Here is a 22,990-nt window from a genome sequence, read left to right as displayed (position 1 = left end):
GCGTGCGGCTCAAGTGCATCAAACTGGCGGGGTTCAAATCCTTCGTCGACCCGACCACGGTGAACTTCCCCAGTAACATGGCGGCGGTGGTCGGGCCCAATGGTTGCGGCAAGTCGAACATTATCGATGCCGTGCGTTGGGTGATGGGCGAGAGCTCGGCCAAAAACTTGCGCGGCGAGTCGATGACCGACGTCATCTTCAACGGCTCCACCAGCCGCAAACCGGTGAGCCAGGCGAGCATCGAGCTGGTGTTCGACAACTCCGACGGCACCCTGGTCGGCGAATACGCGGCTTACGCGGAAATCTCGATTCGCCGCAAAGTCACCCGCGACAGCCAGAACAGCTATTACCTCAACGGCACCAAATGCCGTCGCCGCGACATCACTGACATCTTCCTCGGCACCGGCCTGGGCCCGCGCAGCTACTCGATCATCGAGCAGGGCATGATCTCCAAGCTGATCGAAGCCAAGCCTGAAGACCTGCGTAACTTTATTGAAGAAGCGGCGGGGATCTCCAAGTACAAGGAGCGCCGGCGCGAGACTGAAAACCGTATCCGCCGCACCCACGAAAACCTGGCCCGCCTGACTGACTTGCGCGAAGAGCTTGAGCGTCAACTCGAGCGCTTGCATCGCCAGGCCGAGTCGGCGAAGAAGTATCAGGAATACAAGGGCGAGGAGCGTCAGCTCAAGGCCCAGTTGTCGGCGCTGCGCTGGCAGGCGTTGAACGAGCAGGTCGGGCAGCGCGAAGCGATCATTGGCAATCAGGAAATCACTTTCGAAGCCCTGGTTGCCGAACAACGCAATGCCGATGCGGCGATTGAACGTCTGCGTGACGGTCACCATGACCTGTCCGAGCGCTTCAATCTGGTGCAGGGGCGCTTCTATTCGGTCGGCGGCGACATCGCCCGGGTCGAGCAGAGCATCCAGCACGGCCAGCAGCGTTTGCGCCAGTTGCAGGACGATTTGAAGGAAGCCGAGCGCGCCCGCCTGGAAACCGAGTCGCACCTAGGCCACGACCGCACCTTGCTGCTGACCCTCGGCGAAGAGCTGGACATGCTCACGCCAGAGCAGGAAGTCACCAGCGCCGCCGCTGAAGAAGCCGCCGCCGCGCTGGAAGAGTCCGAAACCACCATGCACGCGTGGCAGGAGCAGTGGGACACCTTCAACCTCACCGCCGCCGAGCCCCGGCGTCAGTCCGAAGTGCAGCAGTCGCGCATCCAGCAGCTGGAAACCAGCATGGAACGCTTGGCCGATCGCCAGAAGCGTTTGGGCGAGGAGCGCGCGTTGCTCTCGGCCGACCCGGAAGATGCGGCGATCATGGCGCTCAGCGAGCAGCTCGCTGAATCCGAAGCGACGCTTGAGGATTTGCAGACCAGTGAACAAGCTCAGGTCGAAAAGCTTGAACAACTGCGTCAGGAATTGCAGCACGCGTTGACGGCGCAGCAACAAGCCCAGGGCGATTTGCAGCGCCTTAATGGTCGTCTCGCGTCGCTGGAAGCCTTGCAGCAAGCCGCGCTCGATCCGGGCACCGGCACTGCCGAATGGTTGCGTGAACAGAATCTGGCAGAGCGTCCGCGCCTGGCCGAAGGCCTGAAGGTTGAAGCGGGTTGGGAGCTGGCGGTGGAAACCGTGCTCGGCGCTGACCTGCAAGCGGTGCTGGTGGATGACTTCAGCGATTTCGATCTGGCCGGATTTGCCCAGGGCGATTTGCGCTTGCTCAGCCCTGCCAGCGATGGCGTGCGGGTGGCCGGGAGTTTGCTCGACAAGGTCGAGGCGCAGATCGATTTGTCGCCATGGCTGGGGCAGGTCAAACCGGTGGACAGTCTTGAGCAGGCCTTGGCCTTGCGTGGCCAATTGGCCGCCGGTGAAAGCCTGATCAGCCGCGACGGCTACTGGGTCGGGCGACACTTTTTACGCGTGCGTCGCGCCAGTGAAGCGGAAAGTGGCGTGCTCGCCCGTGGTCAGGAAATCCAGCAACTGGGCCTTGAGCGGGAAGAGCGCGAAGCCACGGTCGAAACCCTGGAAACCCAGCTTCAAAATCTCAGGGCGCAACAGCGTCAGCAGGAAAACGGTCGCGAACATTTGCGCCGTCTGCTGCAAGACGAGGCGCGTCAGCAAGGTGAATTGAAAGCGCAGTTGTCCGCCGGTAAAGCCAAGGCCGAACAACTGACCCTGCGCCGTACCCGTCTCGATGAAGAACTGACTGAGCTGAGCGAGCAACGGGCGCTGGAGCACGAAAACATCGGCGAGGCGCGCCTGCAATTGCAGGAAGCCCTCGACAGCATGGCCCTCGACACCGAGCAGCGCGAGTTGCTGCTGGCCCAGCGCGACAGCTTGCGCGAACGCCTCGACCGGGTGCGTCAGGAAGCCCGGCAGCACAAGGATCATGCGCATCAATTGGCGGTGCGTCTGGGTTCGCTCAAGGCGCAACATGATTCGACTCGTCAGGCACTTGAGCGGCTGGAAATGCAGTCCGAACGCCTGACCGAGAAGCGCGAGCAACTCAGTCTCAATCTGGAGGAGGGCGAGGCACCGCTGGAAGAGCTGCGCCTGAAACTCGAAGAGTTGCTCGACAAGCGCATGACCGTCGACGAAGAACTCAAGACCGCGCAAACGGCCATGGAAGATGCCGACCGGGAATTGCGCGATGCCGAGAAGCGGCGCAATCAGGCCGAGCAACAATCGCAATTGATCCGCGGCCAGCTCGAACATCAGCGCATGGAATGGCAAGCCCTGACCGTGCGGCGCAAGACCCTGGAAGATCAGTTGCTGGAAGACGGCTACGACCTCCACGGCGTGATCGCGACTCTGGTGGCCGAGGCCAACGAGAAAGAGGCTGAGGAAGAACTGGAGCGCATTGCTGCGCGCATTGCGCGTCTCGGCGCGATCAACCTCGCGGCCATCGACGAATACACGCAACAATCCGAGCGTAAACGTTATCTGGATGCCCAGAACGACGATCTGGTGGAAGCGCTGGATACGTTGGAAAACGTGATTCGCAAGATCGACAAAGAAACGCGAAACCGCTTCAAAGATACCTTTGATCAGATCAATGCCGGAATTCAGGCACTTTTCCCAAAAGTTTTCGGTGGCGGCAGCGCGTATTTGGAACTGACGGGCGAAGATCTACTCGATACAGGGGTAACGATCATGGCGCGGCCGCCAGGAAAGAAGAACAGCACCATCCATTTGCTCTCCGGTGGCGAAAAAGCCCTGACCGCATTGGCCCTGGTTTTTGCGATCTTCAAGTTGAACCCGGCGCCGTTCTGCATGCTCGATGAAGTTGACGCGCCACTGGATGACGCTAACGTTGGACGCTACGCACGGCTGGTCAAGGAGATGTCGCAGACGGTGCAGTTCATCTACATCACCCACAACAAGATCGCCATGGAAATGGCCGATCAACTGATGGGGGTGACGATGCACGAACCGGGTTGCTCACGTTTGGTGGCAGTGGATGTCGAGGAAGCGATGGCGATGGTGGAGGCCTAGCGGCCAGCCGCAAGTTGCAAGCTTTAAGCTGCAAGTTGACACGGCTTGCGGCTTGGAGCTTAAAGCTTGTAGCTGCGAAGCCTTTGGTCGTGCTAGTTTAATGTCAATTTTTCGTATACGTGGGCAAAACGCCTGTCAGAACATAGAGTTGGCGCCACGTTTTAAAGCGGTTTGCACGTTGTAAACCCCTTATTTTTCAGCATTTTTTATAGAGGCACGGGATTACATGGAAATCGGTCTGCGCGAGTGGCTGATCGTCATCGGCATTATTGTCATTGCCGGTATTCTTTTCGATGGCTGGCGCCGCATGCGCGGCGGCAAGGGAAAACTGAAATTCCGTCTTGATCGAAGTCTGTCCAACCTGCCGGACGAGGACACCAGCGCCGAGCTGTTGGGCCCGCCTCGGGTGCTGGACACGCATAAAGAGCCGCAACTGGACGAGCACGATCTGCCGTCGGTGAGCATGCCGGCCCGGGAACCCCGTGAGTCGGGCTCCAAGCGCGGCAAGCGTGGCCATGGCGAGCCTTCCCAGGGCGACATGAACCTCAGCCTGGACCTGGACGGCGGCCCGAGCTTCAGCAGCCGCGACGACGATTTCCCGGATGACACCAAGGCTTCGCCGTCGGTCAGCGACAAAGAACAACCGCAAGCCGAAGAAGTGCTGGTGATCAGCGTGATCTGCCGCGACGCTGCCGGCTTCAAGGGCCCGGCGTTGTTGCAGAACATTCTGGAAAGCGGCCTGCGTTTCGGCGAGATGGATATTTTCCACCGCCACGAAAGCATGGCGGGTAACGGTGAAGTGCTGTTCTCCATGGCCAACGCGGTCAAGCCGGGCATCTTCGATCTGGACGACATCGACCATTTCAGCACCCCGGCGGTGAGCTTCTTCCTCGGCCTGCCAGGCCCGCGTCATCCGAAGCAAGCCTTCGACGTGATGGTGGCCGCAGCGCGCAAACTGTCCCAGGAATTGAACGGCGAGCTGAAGGATGATCAGCGCAGCGTGCTGACCGCCCAGACGATTGAGCACTACCGTCAGCGCATCGTTGAATTCGAGCGTCGCGCCCTGACCCAGAAACGTTAACTGGCGATGTGTGGGAGATCGCGCCGCGTCTCCTACACCCTGTAGGAGCAAAGCTTGCTCGCGATGGCAATCTCAAGGACGCCATCGCGGGCAAGCCATGCTCCTACAATGATTTGTACAGATAGAGCAGCCTCGGCTGCTCTTTTGCTTTATGAGAGAACACCCATGACTGCCGCCAAAACCCGCATTCTAGAGCTGCGCGCTGAGCTGGATCAGCACAACTATCGCTACCACGTGATGGACGAGCCAAGCATTCCGGACGCCGAGTACGATCGGTTGTTCCATGAGCTCAAGGCCCTCGAAGCGGCCAATCCCGAACTGATCACCAGCGACTCGCCGACCCAGCGCGTCGGCAGCGCAGCCCTGTCGGCGTTCACTCAGGTGCGCCACGAAGTGCCGATGCTCAGCCTCGGCAACGCCTTCGAAGAAACCGACATGCGCGAGTTCGATCGCCGCGTGACCGAAGACCTCGACCTGCCGGCCGGCGACCTGTTCGCTGGCGGCGCGGCCGTGGAATACAGCTGCGAACCGAAACTCGATGGCCTAGCGGTCAGCCTGCTTTATCAGGACGGCGTGCTGGTACGTGGCGCCACGCGCGGCGACGGCACCACTGGCGAAGACATCAGCGTCAACGTGCGCACTGTGCGCAACATTCCGCTCAAGCTGCACGGCACCGGCTGGCCGGCGACCCTGGAAGTGCGCGGCGAAGTGTTCATGTCCAAGGCTGGTTTCGAACGGCTCAACGCCACGCAACTGGAAGTCGGCGGCAAGACGTTCGCCAACCCGCGTAACGCGGCGGCCGGCAGCTTGCGTCAGCTGGATTCGAAGATCACCGCCAACCGCCCACTGGAATTCTGCTGCTACGGCATCGGCCAGATTTCGGCGGACATTGCCGACACCCACATCGGCAATCTCAAACAGTTGCAGGTCTGGGGCATGCCGATCAGTCATGAGCTGAAACTGGCCCACGGCATCGACGAATGCCTGGATTACTACCGCGACATCGGCGAGCGCCGCAATGCGCTGGGCTATGAAATCGATGGTGTGGTGTTCAAGGTCAACAGCATTGCCTCGCAGCGTGAACTGGGGTTCCGCGCCCGCGAGCCGCGTTGGGCGATTGCCCACAAATTCCCGGCGATGGAAGAACTCACCGAATTGCTCGACGTGGAATTCCAGGTCGGCCGTACCGGCGCCGTGACGCCGGTCGCACGCTTGAAACCGGTCAAGGTGGCCGGGGTGACCGTGGCCAACGCGACGTTGCACAACATGGATGAAGTCGCGCGTCTGGGCTTGATGATCGGCGACACCGTGATCATCCGCCGCGCAGGCGATGTGATTCCGCAAGTGGTGCAGGTGGTCCTTGAACGTCGTCCGGAAAATGCCCGGGCAGTGCAGATTCCCGAACAGTGCCCGGTGTGCGGCTCGCATGTGGAGCGCACGCAACTGGTCAAGCGCAGCAAAGGGCGCGAGACCATCAGCGAAGGCGCGGTATATCGCTGCGTCGGGCGTCTGGCCTGTGGCGCACAACTGAAGCAGGCGATCATCCACTTTGTCTCCCGTCGCGCCATGGACATCGAAGGCCTGGGCGACAAGAGCGTCGAGCAACTGGTCGACGAAGGCCTGGTGAGTTCACCGGCGGATCTGTATGCCCTGAAGTTCGAAGACATTGTCGATCTGGAAGGCTTTGCCGAGCTATCGAGTAAAAAACTGCTCAGCGCCATCGAAGACAGCAGGCAGCCGAGCCTGGCACGCTTCATCTACGCCCTCGGCATTCCCGATGTCGGCGAAGAGACAGCCAAGGTGCTGGCGCGCTCCCTGGGCTCGCTGGAGCGGGTGCAACAGGCGTTGCCGCAAGTCTTGACGTACTTGCCGGATGTCGGGCTGGAAGTGGCGTATGAGATTCACAGCTTCTTTGCAGATGCGCATAACCGGCAGGTGATTGCAGAACTGCTCAAGCACGGTTTGCAGATTCAGGATCAGGGCGAACTGGGTGCCGAGTTTTCCGCCAGTACTACGCTCGGTGGTTTCCTCGACAAGTTGCACATTCCATCGGTAGGGCCGGGCGGGGCGCAGAAGCTTGCGGACAAGTTTGGGTCGCTGGAAGGCGTGTTCAACGCTGACTGGCTGGACATGCGTCAGGCATTGCCGGAGAAACAGGCGAATTCGGTTCGCGAGTTTTTTGCGGTTGCAGAGAATCGGCAGATTGCCGAGGCCGCCGAGAAGCAATTGCGTGATTTTGGCATGCACTGGAAGAGCGAAAAGAAAGTCGTCGAAGGCCTGCCGCTGGCCGGGCAGGCCTGGGTGCTGACCGGTTCGCTTGAGTTGATGAGCCGCGATGTGGCCAAGGAGAAGCTTGAAAGCCTTGGCGCCAAAGTGGCCGGTTCGGTGTCGGCCAAGACCCATTGCGTAGTGGCAGGGCCGGGGGCGGGTTCCAAATTGGCCAAGGCTAATGAACTGGGGGTGGAAGTGCTGGATGAAGAGGCGTTTGTCGAGTTTCTGCGCAAGTATGACATTCCGGTGTGACGCCTTTCGCGAGCAAGCCCGCTCCCACAAGGTCCGCGCAATCCTGTGGGAGCGGGCTTGCTCGCGAAAGCGATGTCGGCCATTGCGCAAAAAACCGGAACGATCGCGAGGCTGAAATGATCTAGTCTTGGCACCCCTCAGGGAGAGTTCGCCATGTACCGTTTCTTCGAACAGCTCAGTTCCCGCATCGCCGCGCCCTTCATCGGCGAGAGCTCGCGCAACAGCAAGGTCTGGCATTGCCGTTGTGGGCAGTCGCTGTTCTTTCGCAATAGCCAGTGCCTGGCCTGCTCCGCCGCGCTGGGCTATCAGCCGGAACAGAGTCGCTTGTCATCGCTGCAACCCGGTCTGCAAGCGGACACCTGGCTGCTCGACGCCGACCCCGAGGCCGGTGTGTTTCGCCGCTGCGCCAATCTCGATTCCCCGGCTGCGTGTAACTGGCTGCTCCCCGCCAACGACCACGATGCGTTGTGCATTGCGTGCAGCCTGAACCACACCATTCCTGATCTCTCGATCCCCGAAAATCCTGAACGCTGGCGCAAGGTCGAAACGGCCAAGCGGCGACTGGTCGCGCAACTGGTCAGCCTCGGTTTGCAGGTGATCCCCAAAACGGTGAACGAAGAAACCGGCCTGGCCTTCGATTTCATTGGCGTCGACCTCGAAGGCAAGCCGCCCACCACCGGTCACGCCAATGGCCTGATCACCCTCGATATCAAGGAAGCCGACGACGCGCACCGCGAGCAGATCCGGGTGCAGATGCACGAGCCGTATCGCACATTACTCGGGCATTTTCGCCACGAAGTCGGGCATTACTACTGGGATCGATTGATCGCCAACAGCCATTGGCTGGAACCGTTCCGGGGGCTGTTCGGCGACGAACGCGTCAGCTACGCCGACGCCCTTGAGCGGCATTATCAGCAAGGCGCGCCGCTGGACTGGCCGCAACATTTCGTCAGTGCCTACGCGACCATGCACCCGTGGGAAGACTGGGCCGAAACCTGGGCGCACTACCTGCACATGATGGACGCGGTGGACACCGCCCTGGGCTTTGGCATGAGTGCCCGGGAAATGGATTTCGATTACCAGCCATTTCCCTCCAGCACCCTCTACGACCCGCAGCATCCCGGCGGCGCGGCGTTCCTGTCGTTCGTCAATGCGTGGATTGAACTGGCGGGCATGCTCAACGAATTGTCGCGCAGCATGGGGCAACCGGATTTCTATCCGTTCGTCCTGCCGCCCGCGGTGATTGCCAAGCTGCACTTTATCCACCTGGTGATCCAGCAGGAGGGCGGCAGGGCGGATGAGGTGTTGGCGCAATAGGCCCGGCTTTTCAGGGTCGGTGCATGTCCTTGACCTGATTCATATTTTTAATCTGAATCGAACGGTTGTAACTTCGACTCAGATAGGTACAATGGCGCCGTTCGCCGTCAGGTGAATGTCGTTATGGTGACTCCATCGGTCCCTCCGCAACGATTACCCGTGAACCTGGTCAGATCCGGAAGGAAGCAGCCACAGCGGGAACATTGTGTGCCGGGGTGTGGCTGGTGGGGTTGCCTCCATAACGCTCCTCTCTTTGGATTCGATGAGTTGAGCGCGCAGTACCCTCCGATGCATCTCGTTTTAAAAACCTTGAATTTTGTTTCTCTGCTGCGTTTGATGCGGCGGTTTTGTCATGTCTGGCGTTTGTGGATGCTGCGCTGCCAGTGTCACCCGGCAGCACAGACAGGTAATGGTCTTAGCCTTTGTTGCGACTGAACAACTTGCGCACAAACCCTGCGATCACCACCAACCCTACGATCAAGAACTTCTTCGCGGCCAGCAGGAAAATGCCGATCTTGGCAAACAACCCGGCCTTGGCCGCCAGACCACCGCCCACCAGTGCCGCCAGGCCATAAGAGGCCAGTTTGTCGGTGCCGGGGCTGTAGTCGGTGTAGAGGTTGCCGTCGGTGAAGTTGGTGAAGGCGATGACTTTCGGCAGTTCCTGCTTGATCACCGGCAGGTCAGCCATGGCGGCGACGGCGTTCAGTTCCAGGACGCCTTTGCGGCCCAGCACGCGAATGCTGTAGTTCAACGTGCTGTCTTCGGCATCGTCGGCTTTCAATTCCCGGGCCCAGTACATTTTGTGGGTGGTTTCATCGTAGTGCGGCTGCTCGGCCCAGCCCAGCAGGTGCAGGCCGGCATAGCCCTGCTTCTGACGCTCCTTGTTGTCTTCCTCATCCTCTTCCTGCATTTGCTTGAGCAGGTCGGCATAGTCGATTTTTGCCGCATCTTCGTCGGAAATATGCCCGTCGTCCTTGTAGCTGACGATCACGCCCCAGCCGCTCGCGGTCAGTGGGTTCACGGCTTTTGGAATGATCATGCCCAGGGTCTTGTGGCCGGGCGGGTTACCCCAGCCGTCGGTCAGCAAGCGTTCGGTGTCATTCGGGTCCAGGTAATAAAACTCGTCGTTGAGTTTCAGCGTGGCAATGCCTGAGGGCAGGGTGATGGTGCCGTGCTGTTTTTTGAGGGTGGCGAGAAACTGTTCGGGTGTTTGCTGTACTTGAGCGGCTTCAGCGGGTGCCGCCGGAGGATTGCTGGCAGCTTGTACGGGGGTGTGAAGCGCGCACAGCAGTGCTGCCATGAGGATCGGGCGGAGGTGTTTCATCGTATTCCCTTACATTTTGAATTAATTTCGTGCGGAGAATATCGGATGGCCACTATCGATGCACGCCCTTCAACGCTCAAAGCGCGGGTTTTTCAGGCGCCAGGACGCAGAAAAGGCAGATTTATCGATGTCGACAAATCTGCCTTTTTCATTACTGGCACTAAGGCTTGGACAAGGCCTGGTCAACCGCTGCGATCAGCTTTCCCAGATCCTTTGAGGTGGCTTTATGTATGACGCTGAACAGGTACGCCCGCTGTTCGTCTTCATCGCCCATATCGGCGAAAAACGCTTTCAGCTTCACGCCCAGCACATCGGCAAGCAGGAACAACGCTTCCACGCTGGGGGTATAGGTGCCGGTTTCGAAGCGGCTGATGGTTTTGGGGTCAAAACCGGTTTTTTCGCCGAGTTCAGCCTGAGTAAGCCCCGCGACCTTGCGATAGCGTCGGATGGCCGGACCCAAACTTGAAATTTGCATCGCTCAATTCCCATTTAGAATCAAGAACTTAACGATAGATTTTTGCATTAGACAACTGCATGATCCATCACCTTGCTTTGCAAAATGTGATGCATTTCGTAGAATCGCCACTCAGAGGGGGCATTTGGTGACCTGCTTTCAGAAGTTAAGGCGATATGGAACAGCCAGCATTGCGTTCCAGTGTCGGTGTGGGGAGACGCCACGGGTGGCTCGAATGCCTTGCAAAATGTTGCCTGGATCACTGTTTCCAATTTCACCGAGGCCTTTGAGCCTAGTTGATCTTCGACTGTCCCGGGGCCATCAAATGCTGTCATGGAGTAACCACGTGTCTCTGCGCAGTCCGTCTCAAAACATCTCTTCCGGGCATTGTGTGCTGGTCGAGCGGTACCACCGCTAGCGACAGCGAGCCTGACTCATGGATGAGAAATACCGCAGGGCCGTGGATGCTGCCGCTATCTTTTCCGAAACGGATCTGAGTGGCCGCATCACGTACGTCAATGATCAGTTTTGTGCTATTTCCGGCTACAGCCGCGAGGAACTGATCGGGCAGAACCATCGCCTGCTGAATTCCGGCCTGCACTCTGCTGACTTCTTCGCCAACCTCTGGCGCACCATCGCTCTGGGCAGTGTGTGGAAAGGCGAGATCTGCAACCGCGCCAAGGATGGCAGCCTGTATTGGGTCGAGAGCACCATGGTGCCCGTACTTAATGACGCCACGGGGCGGGTTGACCGCTACCTGTCGATTCGTTTCGACATCAGCGAAAAACGCCAGTTACTGCATTCCCTGCAATGGCGGGTCGGGCATGACGTGCTGACCGGTCTACCCAATCGCGCATTCCTTTCGGACCTGCTGGACCAGGCGCTGGAGTTCTCCCGCCAGGAAAACATTCCGCTGGCGGTGTGCATGCTCGACCTCGATGGCTTTAAAGCCGTCAACGACGGTTATGGCCACGCCAGTGGCGATCTGTTGCTCGTAGAAGTGGCCAAGCGCTTGCGCGCGATTGTGCGGGGCGAAGATGTGGTGGCACGGCTGGCCGGCGACGAGTTTGTGCTGGTGTTGCGTTACGTGCGGGATCTGCCGGAACTGCGCGCGGCACTGAATCGAGTGCTGGGCGCGATCTCGGCGCCGTATTCGCTGCATGGCAAGGACGTCAATGTGTTCGCCAGTATTGGCGTGACGCTGTTCCCCTACGATCACGAAGATGCCGAAACCCTGTTGCGCCATGCCGATCAGGCGATGTACGTGGCCAAGCAGCGCGGGCGTAATCGTTTTCATCTGTTCGATGTGTCCCGGGATCAAGAGGTCAAGGTCACGCACCAGACAGTTGAGCGCGTCCGTCAGGCGTTGGCCGCTGGCGAATTGCGCCTGTATTTCCAACCCAAGGTGAACATGCGCCGTGGCGAGGTGGTCGGTTTCGAGGCGTTGTTGCGTTGGCAGCATCCGCAAAACGGCCTGGTGCCGCCACGGGATTTCCTGCCGTTGGTGGAGGAAACCGACCTGATCATCGATATCGGCGAATGGGTGATGGATCAGGTCTTGTCGCAGTTGCACCGCTGGCAGCAGGCGGGGCAGGGCTGGCCGATCAGCATTAATATCGCGGCGCGACATTTCCAGCGCGCGGATTTCGTCGAGCGGCTCAGGCAGGTGCTCGCCCGGCATGCCCAGGTCGCCCCGCAACTGCTGGACCTGGAGATCGTCGAGTCGGTGGCCGTCGAGAACATCCAGCATGTCAGCGCCTGTTTGCAGGCCTGTCAGGCGCTCGGGGTGCAGTTTTCACTGGGGGATTTCGGTACGGGTTATTCGTCGCTGAGCTACCTCAAGCGCCTGCGCACGCAAACGATCAAGATTGATAAATCCTTTGTCCGCGACATTCTTCACGATCGTGACGATTTGGCCCTGACCACCGCGGTGATTGGTCTGGCCCGGGCGTTTGGCCGGCAGGTGATTGCCGAAGGGCTGGAGAGTGTCGAGCACGGTCGATTGCTGCTGGAACTGGGGTGTGAAGTGGCCCAGGGCTATTTCATCGCCAGGCCAATGCCGCCGGCCGAGGTGCCGGATTGGGTCGCCGGGTTTGTTGCACCGGTGGAGTGGCGAGAGTTGGATCAGGTTGGCTGAGTTTTTGTAATTACCACCCATCCCCTTGTGGGGGCAGGCTTGCTCGCGAATGCGGTGTGTCATTCAGCAATGTTGTTGACTGATACACCGCATTCGCGAGCAAGCCCGCTCCCACAGGGTTTCAGCGTTGATCAGGAGAATGGCTCAAGGTGTATCCGGCCCCGCGCCCGTGTACAGCCCGATAATGTCATCAATCTCCCCCGACATTTTCATCCGCAACAACGTGCGCAAAATGCGCTGCACCGGCACGTTCGGGTCGTTGCGCACGTAGCAGCCAACATTTTGCTCCTGCAACACGGCCACCGCCTGCAACTGCCGACCCGGCATCAGGCGCTGGTTGAACCAGTCCAGGGTCCACTGATTAGTGACGGCGTAGCGATAGCGTCCGACCAGCAGTTTATCCAGCACCTGTTCCTGATTTCGCGCGTCTTCGCGTTGTATCTGGCCGCTATCGAACAGCGGTTGCAGGGTCGGGTAGATATAGCCGAGCACCGTGCCGATGGATTCATGTTTCAGGCTGGCCGGGACCACTGACGCGGGTGCATCTTGGCGGCTGACCAGCAGGTCGCGCTGCAGAAACAGTGGAATGCTCCAGATGTAATCGCCGGACTGATTCGGTAGCCATGATTGTGCGGCATAGCAGCGCACATCGACTTCGCCGTGCTCCATGGCGTTCTGCACCCGCGCCCGGGGCAGCACATGAAACTCGGCCGGCACGCCGACCTGAGTGGCGAGGCTGAGCATGATGTCGTAGAGGATGCCTTGGGTCGGGCGACCCCGCTCCAGTTGCACCATCGGCATGGCCCAACTGTCGGCCATCACGAAGCGCACCGGCGCATCGCTGGCAGCGACATTCAGGCTGATCCACAACAATGCCCCCAAGGCCAACCGCATAAACGCTCCGGTACTGATGAAACCCGAGCCGAAAATAGCCCCCCAAATTGCAGCTTAGTCAGATTAGACGAGCACACCGGATGCAATTTCAGGCCTGCTCCGCTAGCATTAGCCGCTTCTGTTCCTTAGTTGCGACGGTTTTCGATGAGTTATCAGGTTCTTGCACGTAAATGGCGTCCGCGCTCGTTCCGCGAAATGGTCGGCCAGACCCATGTGCTCAAGGCTCTGATCAATGCCTTGGACAGCCAGCGGCTGCACCACGCCTACCTGTTTACCGGTACCCGTGGCGTTGGCAAGACCACCATCGCACGAATCATCGCCAAATGCCTGAACTGTGAAACAGGTATCACTTCAACGCCCTGCGGCGAGTGCTCGGTGTGCCGCGAGATCGATGAAGGGCGCTTTGTCGACCTGATCGAGATCGACGCCGCGAGCCGGACCAAGGTCGAGGACACTCGCGAGCTGCTCGACAACGTGCAGTACGCCCCGAGCCGTGGGCGTTTCAAGGTCTACCTGATCGACGAAGTGCACATGCTCTCCAGCCATTCCTTCAATGCGCTGCTCAAAACCCTCGAAGAGCCGCCGCCCTACGTCAAGTTCATCCTGGCGACCACCGATCCGCAGAAACTTCCGGCAACGATTCTTTCCCGGTGCCTGCAGTTCTCCCTGAAGAACATGACCCCGGAACGGGTGGTCGAGCATTTGACCCACGTGCTGGGTGTCGAACAAGTGCCGTTCGAAGACGATGCACTGTGGTTGCTCGGTCGCGCCGCCGATGGTTCGATGCGTGACGCCATGAGCCTCACCGACCAGGCCATCGCCTTCGGTGAAGGCAAGGTCATGGCTGCCGACGTGCGGGCAATGCTCGGCACGCTGGATCATGGCCAGGTATTCGATGTCCTGCATTCGCTGATCGAAGGCGACGCCAAGGCGTTGCTCGAAGCCGTCCGTCATTTGGCCGAACAAGGCCCGGACTGGAACGGCGTGCTCTCGGAAATTCTCAACGTGCTGCACCGTGTAGCCATCGCCCAGGCCTTGCCTGAAGGTGTCGACAACGGTCACGGCGACCGTGATCGAGTGTTGGCTCTGGCCCAGGCCTTGCCGGCCGAAGACGTGCAGTTTTATTACCAGATGGGCCTGATCGGGCGCCGCGATTTGCCGCTGGCACCGGACCCGCGCGGTGGTTTTGAAATGGTCCTGCTGCGCATGCTTGCGTTCCGTCCGGCGGACACGGCGGACGCCCCGAGGCAACCGCTAAAGCCAGTGGGGATCAGCCAGGCCACAGTTGATTCCGCAAATTCAGTGGCTACCGCGCCTAAAGTCGCGCCGGTAGCTCCTGCGGCAGTTGCACCTGTTGTCGCGGCGCCGGTTGCGGTACAAGTTGCGCCGGTTCCAGCGCCTGAACCTGAACCGGTCGCGCCTGTAGTCGTGCCCGAGCCTGTGGTTGAGGCGGTAGCGGTCGAGGCCGTCGTCGACCTGCCGTGGAATGACCCGGTTGAACCGGAAGTCGTTCAGCAGCCAGCGGTCGAGCCGGTGCTGGAAACCACCAGCGAACAACCCGAATTGCCACCGATGCCGACCCCTACGCCGGACAGCGTGGTGCCGGACGCGCCGGAATGGGCCGCTGCGCCGATCCCGGAACCGTCCGTGGCCGAGGTCGCTGCCGCCACGCCGGGTAGCGACGATGACGAGCCGCCGCTGGACGAGGATTACATCGAGCCGGACATCGACTCGGCCTACAGCTACCTCGACGAACTGGCCAGCGAACACACCGCCGAGCCGACGCCGGAGCCCGAACCAGAACCGGCCGCGATGCCGGCCACCGGTCTGGCGCTGCAATGGCTGGAGCTGTTCCCGAAGCTGCCGATCTCCGGCATGACCGGCAGCATTGCCGCCAACTGCACACTGATCGCTGTCGATGGCGACAATTGGTTGTTGCACCTGGACCCGGCCCACAGCGCCTTGTTCAATGCGACCCAGCAACGTCGTCTTAACGATGCGCTCAACCAGTTTCACGGGCGTACGCTGAACCTGAGCATGGAGCTGATCAAGCCCGAGCAGGAAACCCCGGCCCAGGCTGCGTCGCGCCGCCGTGTGAACCGCCAGCGCGAGGCCGAGGAATCGATCCACGGTGATCCGTTCATCCAGCAGATGATGGAGCAGTTCGGTGCGGTGATCCGTAACGATACTATTGAACCTGTCGAAGCCCTGGTCAGTCAGGGCTAATAACTGAAGGCGTTCGGCGACATTCGCCGGACACTGTTTTTATCCAAGTACTTTGAGGTGATTACCATGATGAAAGGTGGCATGGCCGGCCTGATGAAGCAGGCGCAGCAGATGCAGGAAAAAATGGCCAAGATGCAGGAAGAACTGGCCAACGCCGAAGTCACCGGTAAGGCCGGCGGCGATATGGTCACCGTGGTAATGACCGGTCGTCACGACGTCAAGCGCGTGACCATCGACCCAAGCCTGGTGGAAGGCCTGAGCGAAGACGACAAAGAGATGCTGGAGGCCGTATTCGCCGCCGCCGTCAACGATGCCGTGCGCAAGATCGAAGCCAACAGCCAGGACAAAATGGGCAGCGTGACCGCTGGCATGCAACTGCCACCGGGTATGAAACTGCCGTTCTGATTCGCCAAGGCGCGTCGGATGGGCTACAAAAAAATGCCAGGCATTGCGCCTGGCATTTTTGTTTCTGGCTGTTGAAGATGTATTGCTTGGGAGGGCGCCTTCGCGAGCAAGCCCGCTCCCACAGGTAACCGCATTCCAAATGTGGGGGCGGGCTTGCTCGCGAAGAAATCGACTCGGTCCCACTGAATAAACATCGAACGCGCCCAGCCCGCAACGGTCTGCTCCCTATACGTGCGACATTCATCGATCAAAGGAGACGCTCACATGCCACAAGCATTGATCCTCAACCAACGTATCGTCCTGGTGTCCCGCCCGGTGGGCGCGCCGACCCCGGAGAATTTCCGCCTGGAGCGCGTCGCGTTACCGGACCTGGCCGACGGTCAGGTGTTGCTCAAGACCCTTTACCTGTCCCTCGATCCCTACATGCGCGGTCGCATGAGTGACGCGCCGTCCTACGCCGCGCCGGTAGAAATCGACGAAGTGATGACCGGTGGCGCGGTCAGTCGCGTCGAGCGTTCACTGAATCCGAAATTCCATGAAGGTGACTGGGTGGTCGGCTCCACAGGCTGGCAGAGTCACAGCATCAGCGATGGTCGCAACATCATCCCGATTCCGTCCGGGCTGCCGAGCCCATCAATGGCGTTGGGCGTGCTGGGCATGCCGGGCATGACCGCTTATATGGGCCTGATGGACATCGGCCAGCCCAAGTCCGGTGAAACCCTGGTGGTTGCCGCCGCGTCCGGTGCCGTGGGTTCGGTGGTCGGCCAGGTCGCGAAGATCAAAGGCTTGCGGGTAGTCGGCGTGGCCGGTGGTGCCGAGAAGTGCCGCTACGTGGTCGACGAGTTGGGCTTCGACGCCTGCGTCGATCACAAAAGCGAAAGCTTCGCCAATGACCTGGCGTTGGCCTGTCCCAAAGGCGTCGACATCTATTACGAGAATGTCGGCGGCAAGGTCTTCGACGCGATCATTCCGTTGCTCAACCCGAAAGCGCGGATTCCGCTCTGTGGCCTGATTGCCGGTTACAACGCCCATGAAGCCCCGAGCGGCCCGGATCGCCTGCCGCAATTGCAGCGCACCTTGCTGACCAAGCGCGTGCGTATCCAGGGCTTTATCGTGTTCGATGACTACGGTGATCGTCAGCCGGAATTCGTCAGTGCCATGGCGCCGTGGGTGCGTGAGGGCAAGGTGAAGTTCCGCGAAGACATCGTCGATGGCCTGGAGCAGGCGCCCGAGGCGTTCATCGGTCTGCTGGAAGGACGCAACTTCGGCAAACTGGTGGTGCGGGTCGCCCAGGACTGAGTATTTGACGCTGGCCAGAGGCGCGGGTATAAACCGCGTCTCGTTGTTTTGTCGGACTTTTCCCCATGAGCTTCAGCCCTCTGATTCGCCAACTGATCGATGCCCTGCGAACGTTGCCGGGCGTGGGTCAGAAAACCGCCCAGCGCATGGCGTTGCAATTGCTCGAACGCGATCGCAGCGGCGGCTCGCGTCTGGCCTTGGCCTTGAGCCAGGCGATGGAAGGGGTCGGTCACTGCCGCTTGTGCCGCACGCTGACCGAAGACGACCTCTGCCCACAATGCGCCGACACCCGGCGCGACGACACCTTGCTGTGCGTGGTGGAAGGTCCGATGGACGTCTATGCGGTGGAGCAGACCGGTTTCCGGGGTCGCTACTTCGTGCTCAAGGGCCATTTGTCGCCACTCGACGGCCTTGGGCCAGAGGCTATCGGCATTCCGCAATTGCTTGCGCGGATCGAAGAAGCGGGCACGTTTACCGAAGTTATCTTGGCCACCAACCCGACCGTGGAAGGTGAAGCCACCGCGCATTACATCGCCCAGTTGCTCAGCAACAAGGGTTTGGTCGCTTCGCGAATCGCCCATGGCGTGCCGTTGGGTGGCGAGCTGGAATTGGTGGATGGCGGGACGTTGGCGCATTCGTTTGCGGGGCGTAAGCCGATTGCTTTGTAATAACAACGAAAGATCGCAGCCTTCGGCAGCTCCTACATTGGGATGACGTACACCCTGTAGGAGCTGCCGAAGGCTGCGATCTTTTGATCTTGAAATTCTTTGTTGAAAACCAAGCAAGCGCTCGGTTAACTTCGCTGAACCCTTCAGTGGAGTTCGCCGATGCCTGCCTTTCAGGAATACTTCGATCCCAGCCACCAATTGGTCCGCGACAGCGTCAGGCGTTTCGTCGAGCGCGAGATCCTGCCGGGCATTGATGAGTGGGAAGAAGCCGAAAGCTTTCCCCGTGAGCTCTACCTTAAGGCCGGTGCCGCCGGCATCCTGGGGATCGGTTACCCCGAAGCCTTGGGCGGTAGCCATGAAGGTGATCTATTTGCCAAGGTCGCCGCCAGTGAAGAACTGATGCGCTGTGGCTCCGGCGGTGTGGTGGCGGGCCTCGGTTCCCTGGACATCGGCCTGCCACCGATCCTCAAGTGGGCCCGGCCCGAGGTCCGCGACCGGGTGGTGCCGCAGGTATTGGCCGGCGAGAAGATCAGCGCCCTGGCCATCACCGAGCCCAGCGGCGGTTCGGATGTAGCCAACCTGCAAACCCGCGCCGTGCGCGACGGTGACTTCTATCGGGTCAATGGCAGCAAAACCTTTATCACCAGCGGCGTGCGTGCGGATGTCTACACCGTGGCGGTGCGCACCGGTGAGCCGGGGTTTGGCGGCATCAGCCTGTTGTTGATCGAGAAGGACACGCCCGGTTTCAGCGTCGGTCGGCAGCTAAAGAAAATGGGCTGGTGGGCGTCGGACACCGCTGAGTTGTTCTTCGACAATTGCCTGGTACCTGTAGGAAATCTGATCGGCGCCGAGAACATGGGCTTTGCCTGCATCATGGGCAACTTCCAGAGCGAACGCCTGGCCCTGGCGCTGATGGCCAACATGACCGCGCAGCTGGCCCTTGAAGAAAGCCTGAAATGGGCGCGTCAGCGCGAGGCCTTCGGTAAACCGATCGGCAAGTTTCAGGTGCTCAAGCATCGCCTCGCCGAAATGGCCACGGCGCTGGAGGTGTCACGGGAGTTCACTTACCGCCAAGCCGCGAAAATGGCGGCGGGGCAGAGTGTGATCAAGGAGATTTCCATGGCCAAGAATTTTGCCACTGACACGGCGGATCGCATCACCACCGATGCAGTGCAGATCCTGGGGGGATTGGGCTATATGCGCGAGAGTCTGGTGGAGCGGTTGTATCGGGATAACCGGATTCTGTCGATTGGTGGCGGGACGCGGGAAGTGATGAACGAGATTATCAGTAAGCAGATGGGGCTTTGATTCCTGCGGTGTTGCGGCTGACGTCTTCGCGAGCAAGCCCGCTCCCACAGGTGATCAATGCCGTTCACAGTATTTGTGTACGCAGGAGATCCACTGTGGGAGCGGGCTTGCTCGCGAAGGCGTCAGTGCAGGCGCTAACTACTGTTCCGACAACGCAAACTGCGTCAGGCAAAACGTCGGAATGCCCATGTCTTCCAACCGCTGCGAGCCACCCAGCTCCGGCAGATCAATGATCGCCGCCGCTTCATGCACCCGCGCACCCATGCGCCGGATCAGATTCGCCGCCGCGATCAGCGTGCCGCCGGTGGCGATCAAATCATCGAACATCACCACCGAATCGCCCTCGCACAGGCTGTCGGCATGCACTTCGAGGAAGGCTTCGCCGTACTCGGTTGCGTAACCCTCGGCCAGCACGTCCGCCGGCAGTTTGCCTTGCTTGCGAAACAGCACCAGCGGCTTGTTCAACTGATACGCCAACACCGAGCCGATCAGGAAGCCACGGGCGTCCATCGCGCCGATGTGGGTGAAGTCGGCCTCGACGTAACGATGGGCGAAGGTGTCCATCACCAGGCGCAGGGCTGTGGGCGATTGGAACAACGGGGTGATGTCGCGAAAGATCACGCCCGGCTTGGGGAAGTCGATCACGGGGCGGATCAGGGATTTGATGTCGAAGGAGTCGAAGACCATCGTCGAGTTGTCCTGGCAGGGCTGCAAACGTCGCAGTATAACGGCGGCTGAACCGTTTCGCTCAGCCGCAATTGCACGAGTCAGTCGAGGGAGCCGCCGGCCAGGGCACAGAGCTGGATCGGGTCGAGAATATGAATTTCCTTGCCCTCGGCGGCGATCAGCTCGTTTTGCTGGAAGCGCGTGAACACCCGGGACACGGTTTCCACCGCCAGGCCCAGGTAGTTGCCGATTTCGTTGCGCGACATGCTCAGGCGGAACTGGTTGGCCGAGAAGCCGCGCGCACGGAAGCGTGCAGACAGGTTGACCAGAAACGTGGCGATGCGCTCGTCGGCGGTTTTCTTCGACAGCAGCAACATCATTTGCTGATCGTCACGAATCTCGCGGCTCATGACACGCATCAACTGACGGCGCAGTTGCGGCAGTTGCAGGGCCAGTTCGTCGAGACGTTCGAAAGGGATTTCGCAGACCGACGTCGTCTCCAGCGCTTGCGCCGACACCGGGTGTTTTTCGGTGTCCATGCCCGACAGACCGACCAGTTCGCTCGGCAGGTGGAAACCAGTGAGCTGTTCTTCGCCGCCATCGCTGAGGCTGAACGTCTTCAGGGCGCCGGAGCGTACTGCATAAACGGAATCGAACGTGTCGCCCTGGCGGAACAGGAATTCGCCTTTTTTCAGCGGGCGTCCACGTTTAACGATTTCGTCCAGCGCATCCATGTCTTCCAGATTCAGAGAAAGTGGTAAGCAGAGGGGGGCCAGGCTGCAATCCTTGCAATGGGCCTGACTGTGAGCGCGCAGCTTTACTGGCTCGGACATTTCTTCAATCCTTGTGGGAAAAACACACATAAGACGTAAGGGTAACTCACGGGAGGACATTCAGGCCAGCGCACGGCGATTTTGCCGCAGACTTGTAAAGCCAGGGTCCGGGTGGCCGATAACCTGTCAACTGATCGCCTGCAAGGAACCGCATTCATGTCCGCCATTGGCACGCTGAACCCCGGTAACAGCGGCTTGTCGTCGTTGCTCGACATTTCGAAACCTGCGTCGGTCGATGACGCGGATGTCACGCAGCGTGTCGATACCCCGACTAAAGTCGAAGGCATCAAAGTCTCGCTGTCTGGCGCCGGCATCGAAAAAGCCGCCGGGGCCAAAGGCGAAAACAGCGATATCGAAGAAAGTGGTTTGCCGGAAAACATTCAGCAGATCCTGAAGATGATTCGCAAGTTGCAGCAGCAGATCGCCGAAAAGCTCGCCGAGATGCAGGCCGTGATGAAAGATAAACGGCTGAGCCCGGAAGAAATAAAGGCCAAGCTCGGCGCCTTGCAAGCGTTCATCAACAACCTCAATGGTGGTCTGATCGTTGCCAACAACGCCCTCAGCAAAGCGATGAAACAATCGGGTCTGACGCCGGAGCAAATTCTCAAAGCGGCGTCGCTGGTCATGAAGTCTTAGGGGGCGTTCTCCATTAGTTTCCGCGCCGCGCCGGGTCTGCTGTTGTGCAGGGCGAGGCGCGAGAAGCGTGGTTTGGTCATTCCAAATTAGCTTCGAGCAACGCAGCCCTGCACAACAGCAGACCCGGCCCTTCGGGTTGTGCCTTAAAGCGGGCCATGCTGCGTTGCAGGCCTTGGAAAGGGAACAACCATTCCCAGCGGCCTGCGCCTTGCCTGGCCCGCTTTAAGGCGACAACGCGGCGTGGAAACTAATGGAGAACGCCCCCTAAATCACTCGGGAAAACCGCTGCCGATTCTGTTGTTCCAGATAGGCATCGAACACCATGCACACCGAGCGCACCAGCAAGCGTCCGGCCGGTAAAACAGTGATCCGCTCGCTGTCCAGTTCGATCAGGCCGTCCTTGGCCATTGCCTGCAACTGCGGCCACAGTTCGGCGAAGTAGCCACGGAAATCGATATTGAACGCCTGTTCGATCCCGGCGAATTCCAGAGTGAAATGACAGATCAATTGCTGAATCACCGCTCGCCGCAAGCGGTCATCGGCGTTGCACAGCAGCCCACGGTTGGTCGCCAATTGCGCTGAGGCCAGGGTGTTTTGATACAGGTTCAAATCACTGGTGTTCTGGCAGTACAGGTCGCCGATCTGGCTGATCGCCGACACCCCGAGACCAATCAAATCGCAGTGGCCGTGGGTGGTGTAGCCCTGAAAGTTGCGTTGCAGGGTTGCTTCTTCCTGGGCAATCGCCAGTTCGTCGTCGGGCAGGGCGAAGTGGTCCATGCCGATATAGCGGTAGCCAGCCTTGGTCAACTGTTCGATGGTGCCCTGGAGCATCTCCAGCTTCTGCGCCGGGGTTGGCAACTCGTTGCTGTTGATCCGGCGTTGCGGCATGAAGCGTTCCGGCAGGTGCGCGTAGTTGAATACCGAGAGCCGGTCCGGTTGCAGGGCAATGACCTCATCCACCGTGCGGGCGAAGTTTTCCGGGGTCTGGCGCGGCAAACCGTAAATCAGGTCGATGTTGATCGAGCGAAACTGCAAGGTCCGCGCGGCGTCGATCACGGCGCGGGTTTCTTCCAGGCTTTGCAGGCGATTGACTGCGCGTTGCACGGCGGGGTCGAGGTCTTGCAGGCCGATGCTGACCCGGTTGAAACCCAGCTCGCGCAGCAGGCCCATGGTTGACCAGTCGGCTTCTCGGGGATCGATTTCGATGCCGTAGTCGCCGGAATCGTCGTCCAGCAGATTGAAATGCTTGCGCAACTGGGCCATCAACTGACGCAGTTCGTCGTGGCTGAGAAAGGTCGGGGTGCCGCCGCCGAAGTGCAGTTGCTCGACTTTCTGCGCCGGGTCCAGGTGACAGGCGATCAATTGGATCTCCTGCTCCAGACGCTGCAAGTAGGGGAGTGCGCGACCACGGTCCTTGGTGATGACTTTGTTGCAGGCGCAGTAGTAGCAAATGTTCGCGCAGAACGGCACGTGCACATACAACGACAGTGGCCGCAGCGCTTTGCGGCTGTCGCGCAGGGCATGGAACAGGTCGAAGGTGCCGACCTGGCTGGTGAATTGAACGGCGGTCGGGTACGAGGTATAGCGCGGCCCCGACAGGTCGTAACGGCGAATCAGATCGGTGTCCCAACGAATGGCGTCGAGCATGCGGGCATTCCCCCGGATAGGCTTGCAGTGGCTGCGAGTCTATGGGGTGCGGCGTTGGGGCATCTTGATTTGCATCAACGG

Annotated in this window: 17 protein-coding genes and 1 other RNA gene; 12 read left to right on the top strand and 6 right to left on the bottom strand. The window is 59.9% G+C overall.

Annotation, left to right across the window (positions count from 1 at the left end; genetic code table 11):
* Positions 1 to 2: 2 nt before the first annotated feature.
* From smc to ffs, 5 genes are all read left to right on the top strand, one after another.
* Positions 3 to 3,491: a chromosome segregation protein SMC gene (smc, locus tag HB680_RS02265; protein WP_213936946.1), complete on the top strand. Its 3,489-nt coding sequence runs from the start codon at positions 3 to 5 to the stop codon at positions 3,489 to 3,491.
* Positions 3,492 to 3,717: 226 nt separating this feature from the next.
* A complete protein-coding gene (zipA, locus tag HB680_RS02260; protein ID WP_017337515.1) occupies positions 3,718 to 4,572 on the top strand; it encodes a cell division protein ZipA in 855 nt (284 codons plus the stop codon).
* Positions 4,573 to 4,737: 165 nt separating this feature from the next.
* Positions 4,738 to 7,095 (top strand): NAD-dependent DNA ligase LigA, encoded by a 2,358-nt coding sequence (ligA, locus tag HB680_RS02255; protein WP_213936945.1) that lies wholly within the window; start codon positions 4,738 to 4,740, stop codon positions 7,093 to 7,095.
* A 153-nt stretch (positions 7,096 to 7,248) separates the two neighbouring features.
* Positions 7,249 to 8,412: a putative zinc-binding metallopeptidase gene (locus HB680_RS02250; protein WP_213936944.1), complete on the top strand. Its 1,164-nt coding sequence runs from the start codon at positions 7,249 to 7,251 to the stop codon at positions 8,410 to 8,412.
* Between the two features lie 133 nt (positions 8,413 to 8,545).
* An RNA gene (gene ffs, locus HB680_RS02245) (signal recognition particle sRNA small type) lies at positions 8,546 to 8,642 on the top strand.
* Positions 8,643 to 8,827: 185 nt separating this feature from the next.
* Here the strand turns inward: ffs and HB680_RS02240 are convergent.
* Positions 8,828 to 9,736 (bottom strand): DUF2167 domain-containing protein, encoded by a 909-nt coding sequence (locus HB680_RS02240; RefSeq protein ID WP_213936943.1) that lies wholly within the window; start codon positions 9,734 to 9,736, stop codon positions 8,828 to 8,830.
* Positions 9,737 to 9,896: 160 nt separating this feature from the next.
* Complete coding sequence (locus tag HB680_RS02235) at positions 9,897 to 10,211, bottom strand: helix-turn-helix transcriptional regulator (RefSeq protein WP_054054050.1); 315 nt, start codon at positions 10,209 to 10,211, stop codon at positions 9,897 to 9,899.
* Positions 10,212 to 10,626: 415 nt separating this feature from the next.
* Here HB680_RS02235 and HB680_RS02230 point away from each other — a divergent pair, with 415 nt between their 5' ends.
* A complete protein-coding gene (locus HB680_RS02230) occupies positions 10,627 to 12,327 on the top strand; it encodes a GGDEF and EAL domain-containing protein (protein ID WP_213936942.1) in 1,701 nt (566 codons plus the stop codon).
* A 144-nt stretch (positions 12,328 to 12,471) separates the two neighbouring features.
* Here HB680_RS02230 and HB680_RS02225 read toward each other — a convergent pair whose 3' ends face one another.
* Entirely contained in the window at positions 12,472 to 13,221 is a 750-nt protein-coding gene (locus HB680_RS02225) for a transporter substrate-binding domain-containing protein (protein ID WP_213936941.1), read from the bottom strand.
* Between the two features lie 144 nt (positions 13,222 to 13,365).
* Between HB680_RS02225 and dnaX the strand changes: the two genes are divergently transcribed.
* The 5 genes from dnaX to HB680_RS02200 all read left to right on the top strand — a co-directional run bounded on the left by dnaX (position 13,366) and on the right by HB680_RS02200 (position 19,127).
* Complete coding sequence (gene dnaX, locus HB680_RS02220) at positions 13,366 to 15,447, top strand: DNA polymerase III subunit gamma/tau (RefSeq protein ID WP_213936940.1); 2,082 nt, start codon at positions 13,366 to 13,368, stop codon at positions 15,445 to 15,447.
* A gap of 66 nt (positions 15,448 to 15,513) precedes the next feature.
* A complete protein-coding gene (locus tag HB680_RS02215; RefSeq protein WP_123403312.1) occupies positions 15,514 to 15,852 on the top strand; it encodes a YbaB/EbfC family nucleoid-associated protein in 339 nt (112 codons plus the stop codon).
* A 264-nt stretch (positions 15,853 to 16,116) separates the two neighbouring features.
* Positions 16,117 to 17,151 (top strand): NADP-dependent oxidoreductase, encoded by a 1,035-nt coding sequence (locus tag HB680_RS02210; protein WP_213936939.1) that lies wholly within the window; start codon positions 16,117 to 16,119, stop codon positions 17,149 to 17,151.
* A gap of 65 nt (positions 17,152 to 17,216) precedes the next feature.
* On the top strand, positions 17,217 to 17,819 hold the full coding sequence (gene recR, locus HB680_RS02205; RefSeq protein ID WP_163909218.1) for a recombination mediator RecR: 603 nt from the start codon (positions 17,217 to 17,219) through the stop codon (positions 17,817 to 17,819).
* 159 nt (positions 17,820 to 17,978) lie between these two features.
* Positions 17,979 to 19,127 carry an acyl-CoA dehydrogenase family protein gene (locus HB680_RS02200; RefSeq protein ID WP_213936938.1) on the top strand — a complete coding sequence of 383 codons (1,149 nt, stop codon included), beginning with the start codon at positions 17,979 to 17,981 and terminating at the stop codon, positions 19,125 to 19,127.
* 138 nt (positions 19,128 to 19,265) lie between these two features.
* Here the strand turns inward: HB680_RS02200 and HB680_RS02195 are convergent, their stop codons facing one another.
* Together HB680_RS02195 and fnr are read right to left on the bottom strand one after the other, a co-directional pair.
* Positions 19,266 to 19,814, bottom strand: coding sequence for an adenine phosphoribosyltransferase (locus HB680_RS02195; protein WP_133836729.1), 549 nt, complete (start codon positions 19,812 to 19,814; stop codon positions 19,266 to 19,268).
* Positions 19,815 to 19,894: 80 nt separating this feature from the next.
* Entirely contained in the window at positions 19,895 to 20,626 is a 732-nt protein-coding gene (gene fnr, locus HB680_RS02190; RefSeq protein ID WP_123512190.1) for a fumarate/nitrate reduction transcriptional regulator Fnr, read from the bottom strand.
* Positions 20,627 to 20,782: 156 nt separating this feature from the next.
* Between fnr and HB680_RS02185 the strand changes: the two genes are divergently transcribed.
* Entirely contained in the window at positions 20,783 to 21,262 is a 480-nt protein-coding gene (locus HB680_RS02185; protein WP_213936937.1) for a hypothetical protein, read from the top strand.
* A 264-nt stretch (positions 21,263 to 21,526) separates the two neighbouring features.
* On the opposite strand, the gene hemN is transcribed toward HB680_RS02185, so the two are convergent.
* Complete coding sequence (gene hemN, locus HB680_RS02180) at positions 21,527 to 22,909, bottom strand: oxygen-independent coproporphyrinogen III oxidase (RefSeq protein WP_213936936.1); 1,383 nt, start codon at positions 22,907 to 22,909, stop codon at positions 21,527 to 21,529.
* Positions 22,910 to 22,990: the final 81 nt, after the last annotated feature.

This window comes from Pseudomonas sp. dw_612 (assembly GCF_018449725.1).
Lineage (GTDB): Bacteria > Pseudomonadota > Gammaproteobacteria > Pseudomonadales > Pseudomonadaceae > Aquipseudomonas.
This window is presented reverse-complemented; position numbering and strand designations above follow the sequence as displayed.

Bases quoted from the DNA above. Each gene is read 5' to 3' on its own strand.
- hemN (WP_213936936.1), bottom strand. From the start codon at position 22,909: ATGCTCGACGCCATTCGTTGGGACACCGATCTGATTCGCCGTTACGAC.
- HB680_RS02250 (WP_213936944.1), top strand. From the start codon at position 7,249: ATGTACCGTTTCTTCGAACAGCTCAGTTCCCGCATCGCCGCGCCCTTC.
- HB680_RS02200 (WP_213936938.1), top strand. From the start codon at position 17,979: ATGCCTGCCTTTCAGGAATACTTCGATCCCAGCCACCAATTGGTCCGC.
- ligA (WP_213936945.1), top strand. From the start codon at position 4,738: ATGACTGCCGCCAAAACCCGCATTCTAGAGCTGCGCGCTGAGCTGGAT.
- HB680_RS02195 (WP_133836729.1), bottom strand. From the start codon at position 19,814: ATGGTCTTCGACTCCTTCGACATCAAATCCCTGATCCGCCCCGTGATC.
- HB680_RS02230 (WP_213936942.1), top strand. From the start codon at position 10,627: ATGGATGAGAAATACCGCAGGGCCGTGGATGCTGCCGCTATCTTTTCC.
- HB680_RS02210 (WP_213936939.1), top strand. From the start codon at position 16,117: ATGCCACAAGCATTGATCCTCAACCAACGTATCGTCCTGGTGTCCCGC.
- HB680_RS02240 (WP_213936943.1), bottom strand. From the start codon at position 9,736: ATGAAACACCTCCGCCCGATCCTCATGGCAGCACTGCTGTGCGCGCTT.
- fnr (WP_123512190.1), bottom strand. From the start codon at position 20,626: ATGTCCGAGCCAGTAAAGCTGCGCGCTCACAGTCAGGCCCATTGCAAG.
- recR (WP_163909218.1), top strand. From the start codon at position 17,217: ATGAGCTTCAGCCCTCTGATTCGCCAACTGATCGATGCCCTGCGAACG.
- HB680_RS02215 (WP_123403312.1), top strand. From the start codon at position 15,514: ATGATGAAAGGTGGCATGGCCGGCCTGATGAAGCAGGCGCAGCAGATG.
- HB680_RS02225 (WP_213936941.1), bottom strand. From the start codon at position 13,221: ATGCGGTTGGCCTTGGGGGCATTGTTGTGGATCAGCCTGAATGTCGCT.
- HB680_RS02235 (WP_054054050.1), bottom strand. From the start codon at position 10,211: ATGCAAATTTCAAGTTTGGGTCCGGCCATCCGACGCTATCGCAAGGTC.
- dnaX (WP_213936940.1), top strand. From the start codon at position 13,366: ATGAGTTATCAGGTTCTTGCACGTAAATGGCGTCCGCGCTCGTTCCGC.
- zipA (WP_017337515.1), top strand. From the start codon at position 3,718: ATGGAAATCGGTCTGCGCGAGTGGCTGATCGTCATCGGCATTATTGTC.
- HB680_RS02185 (WP_213936937.1), top strand. From the start codon at position 20,783: ATGTCCGCCATTGGCACGCTGAACCCCGGTAACAGCGGCTTGTCGTCG.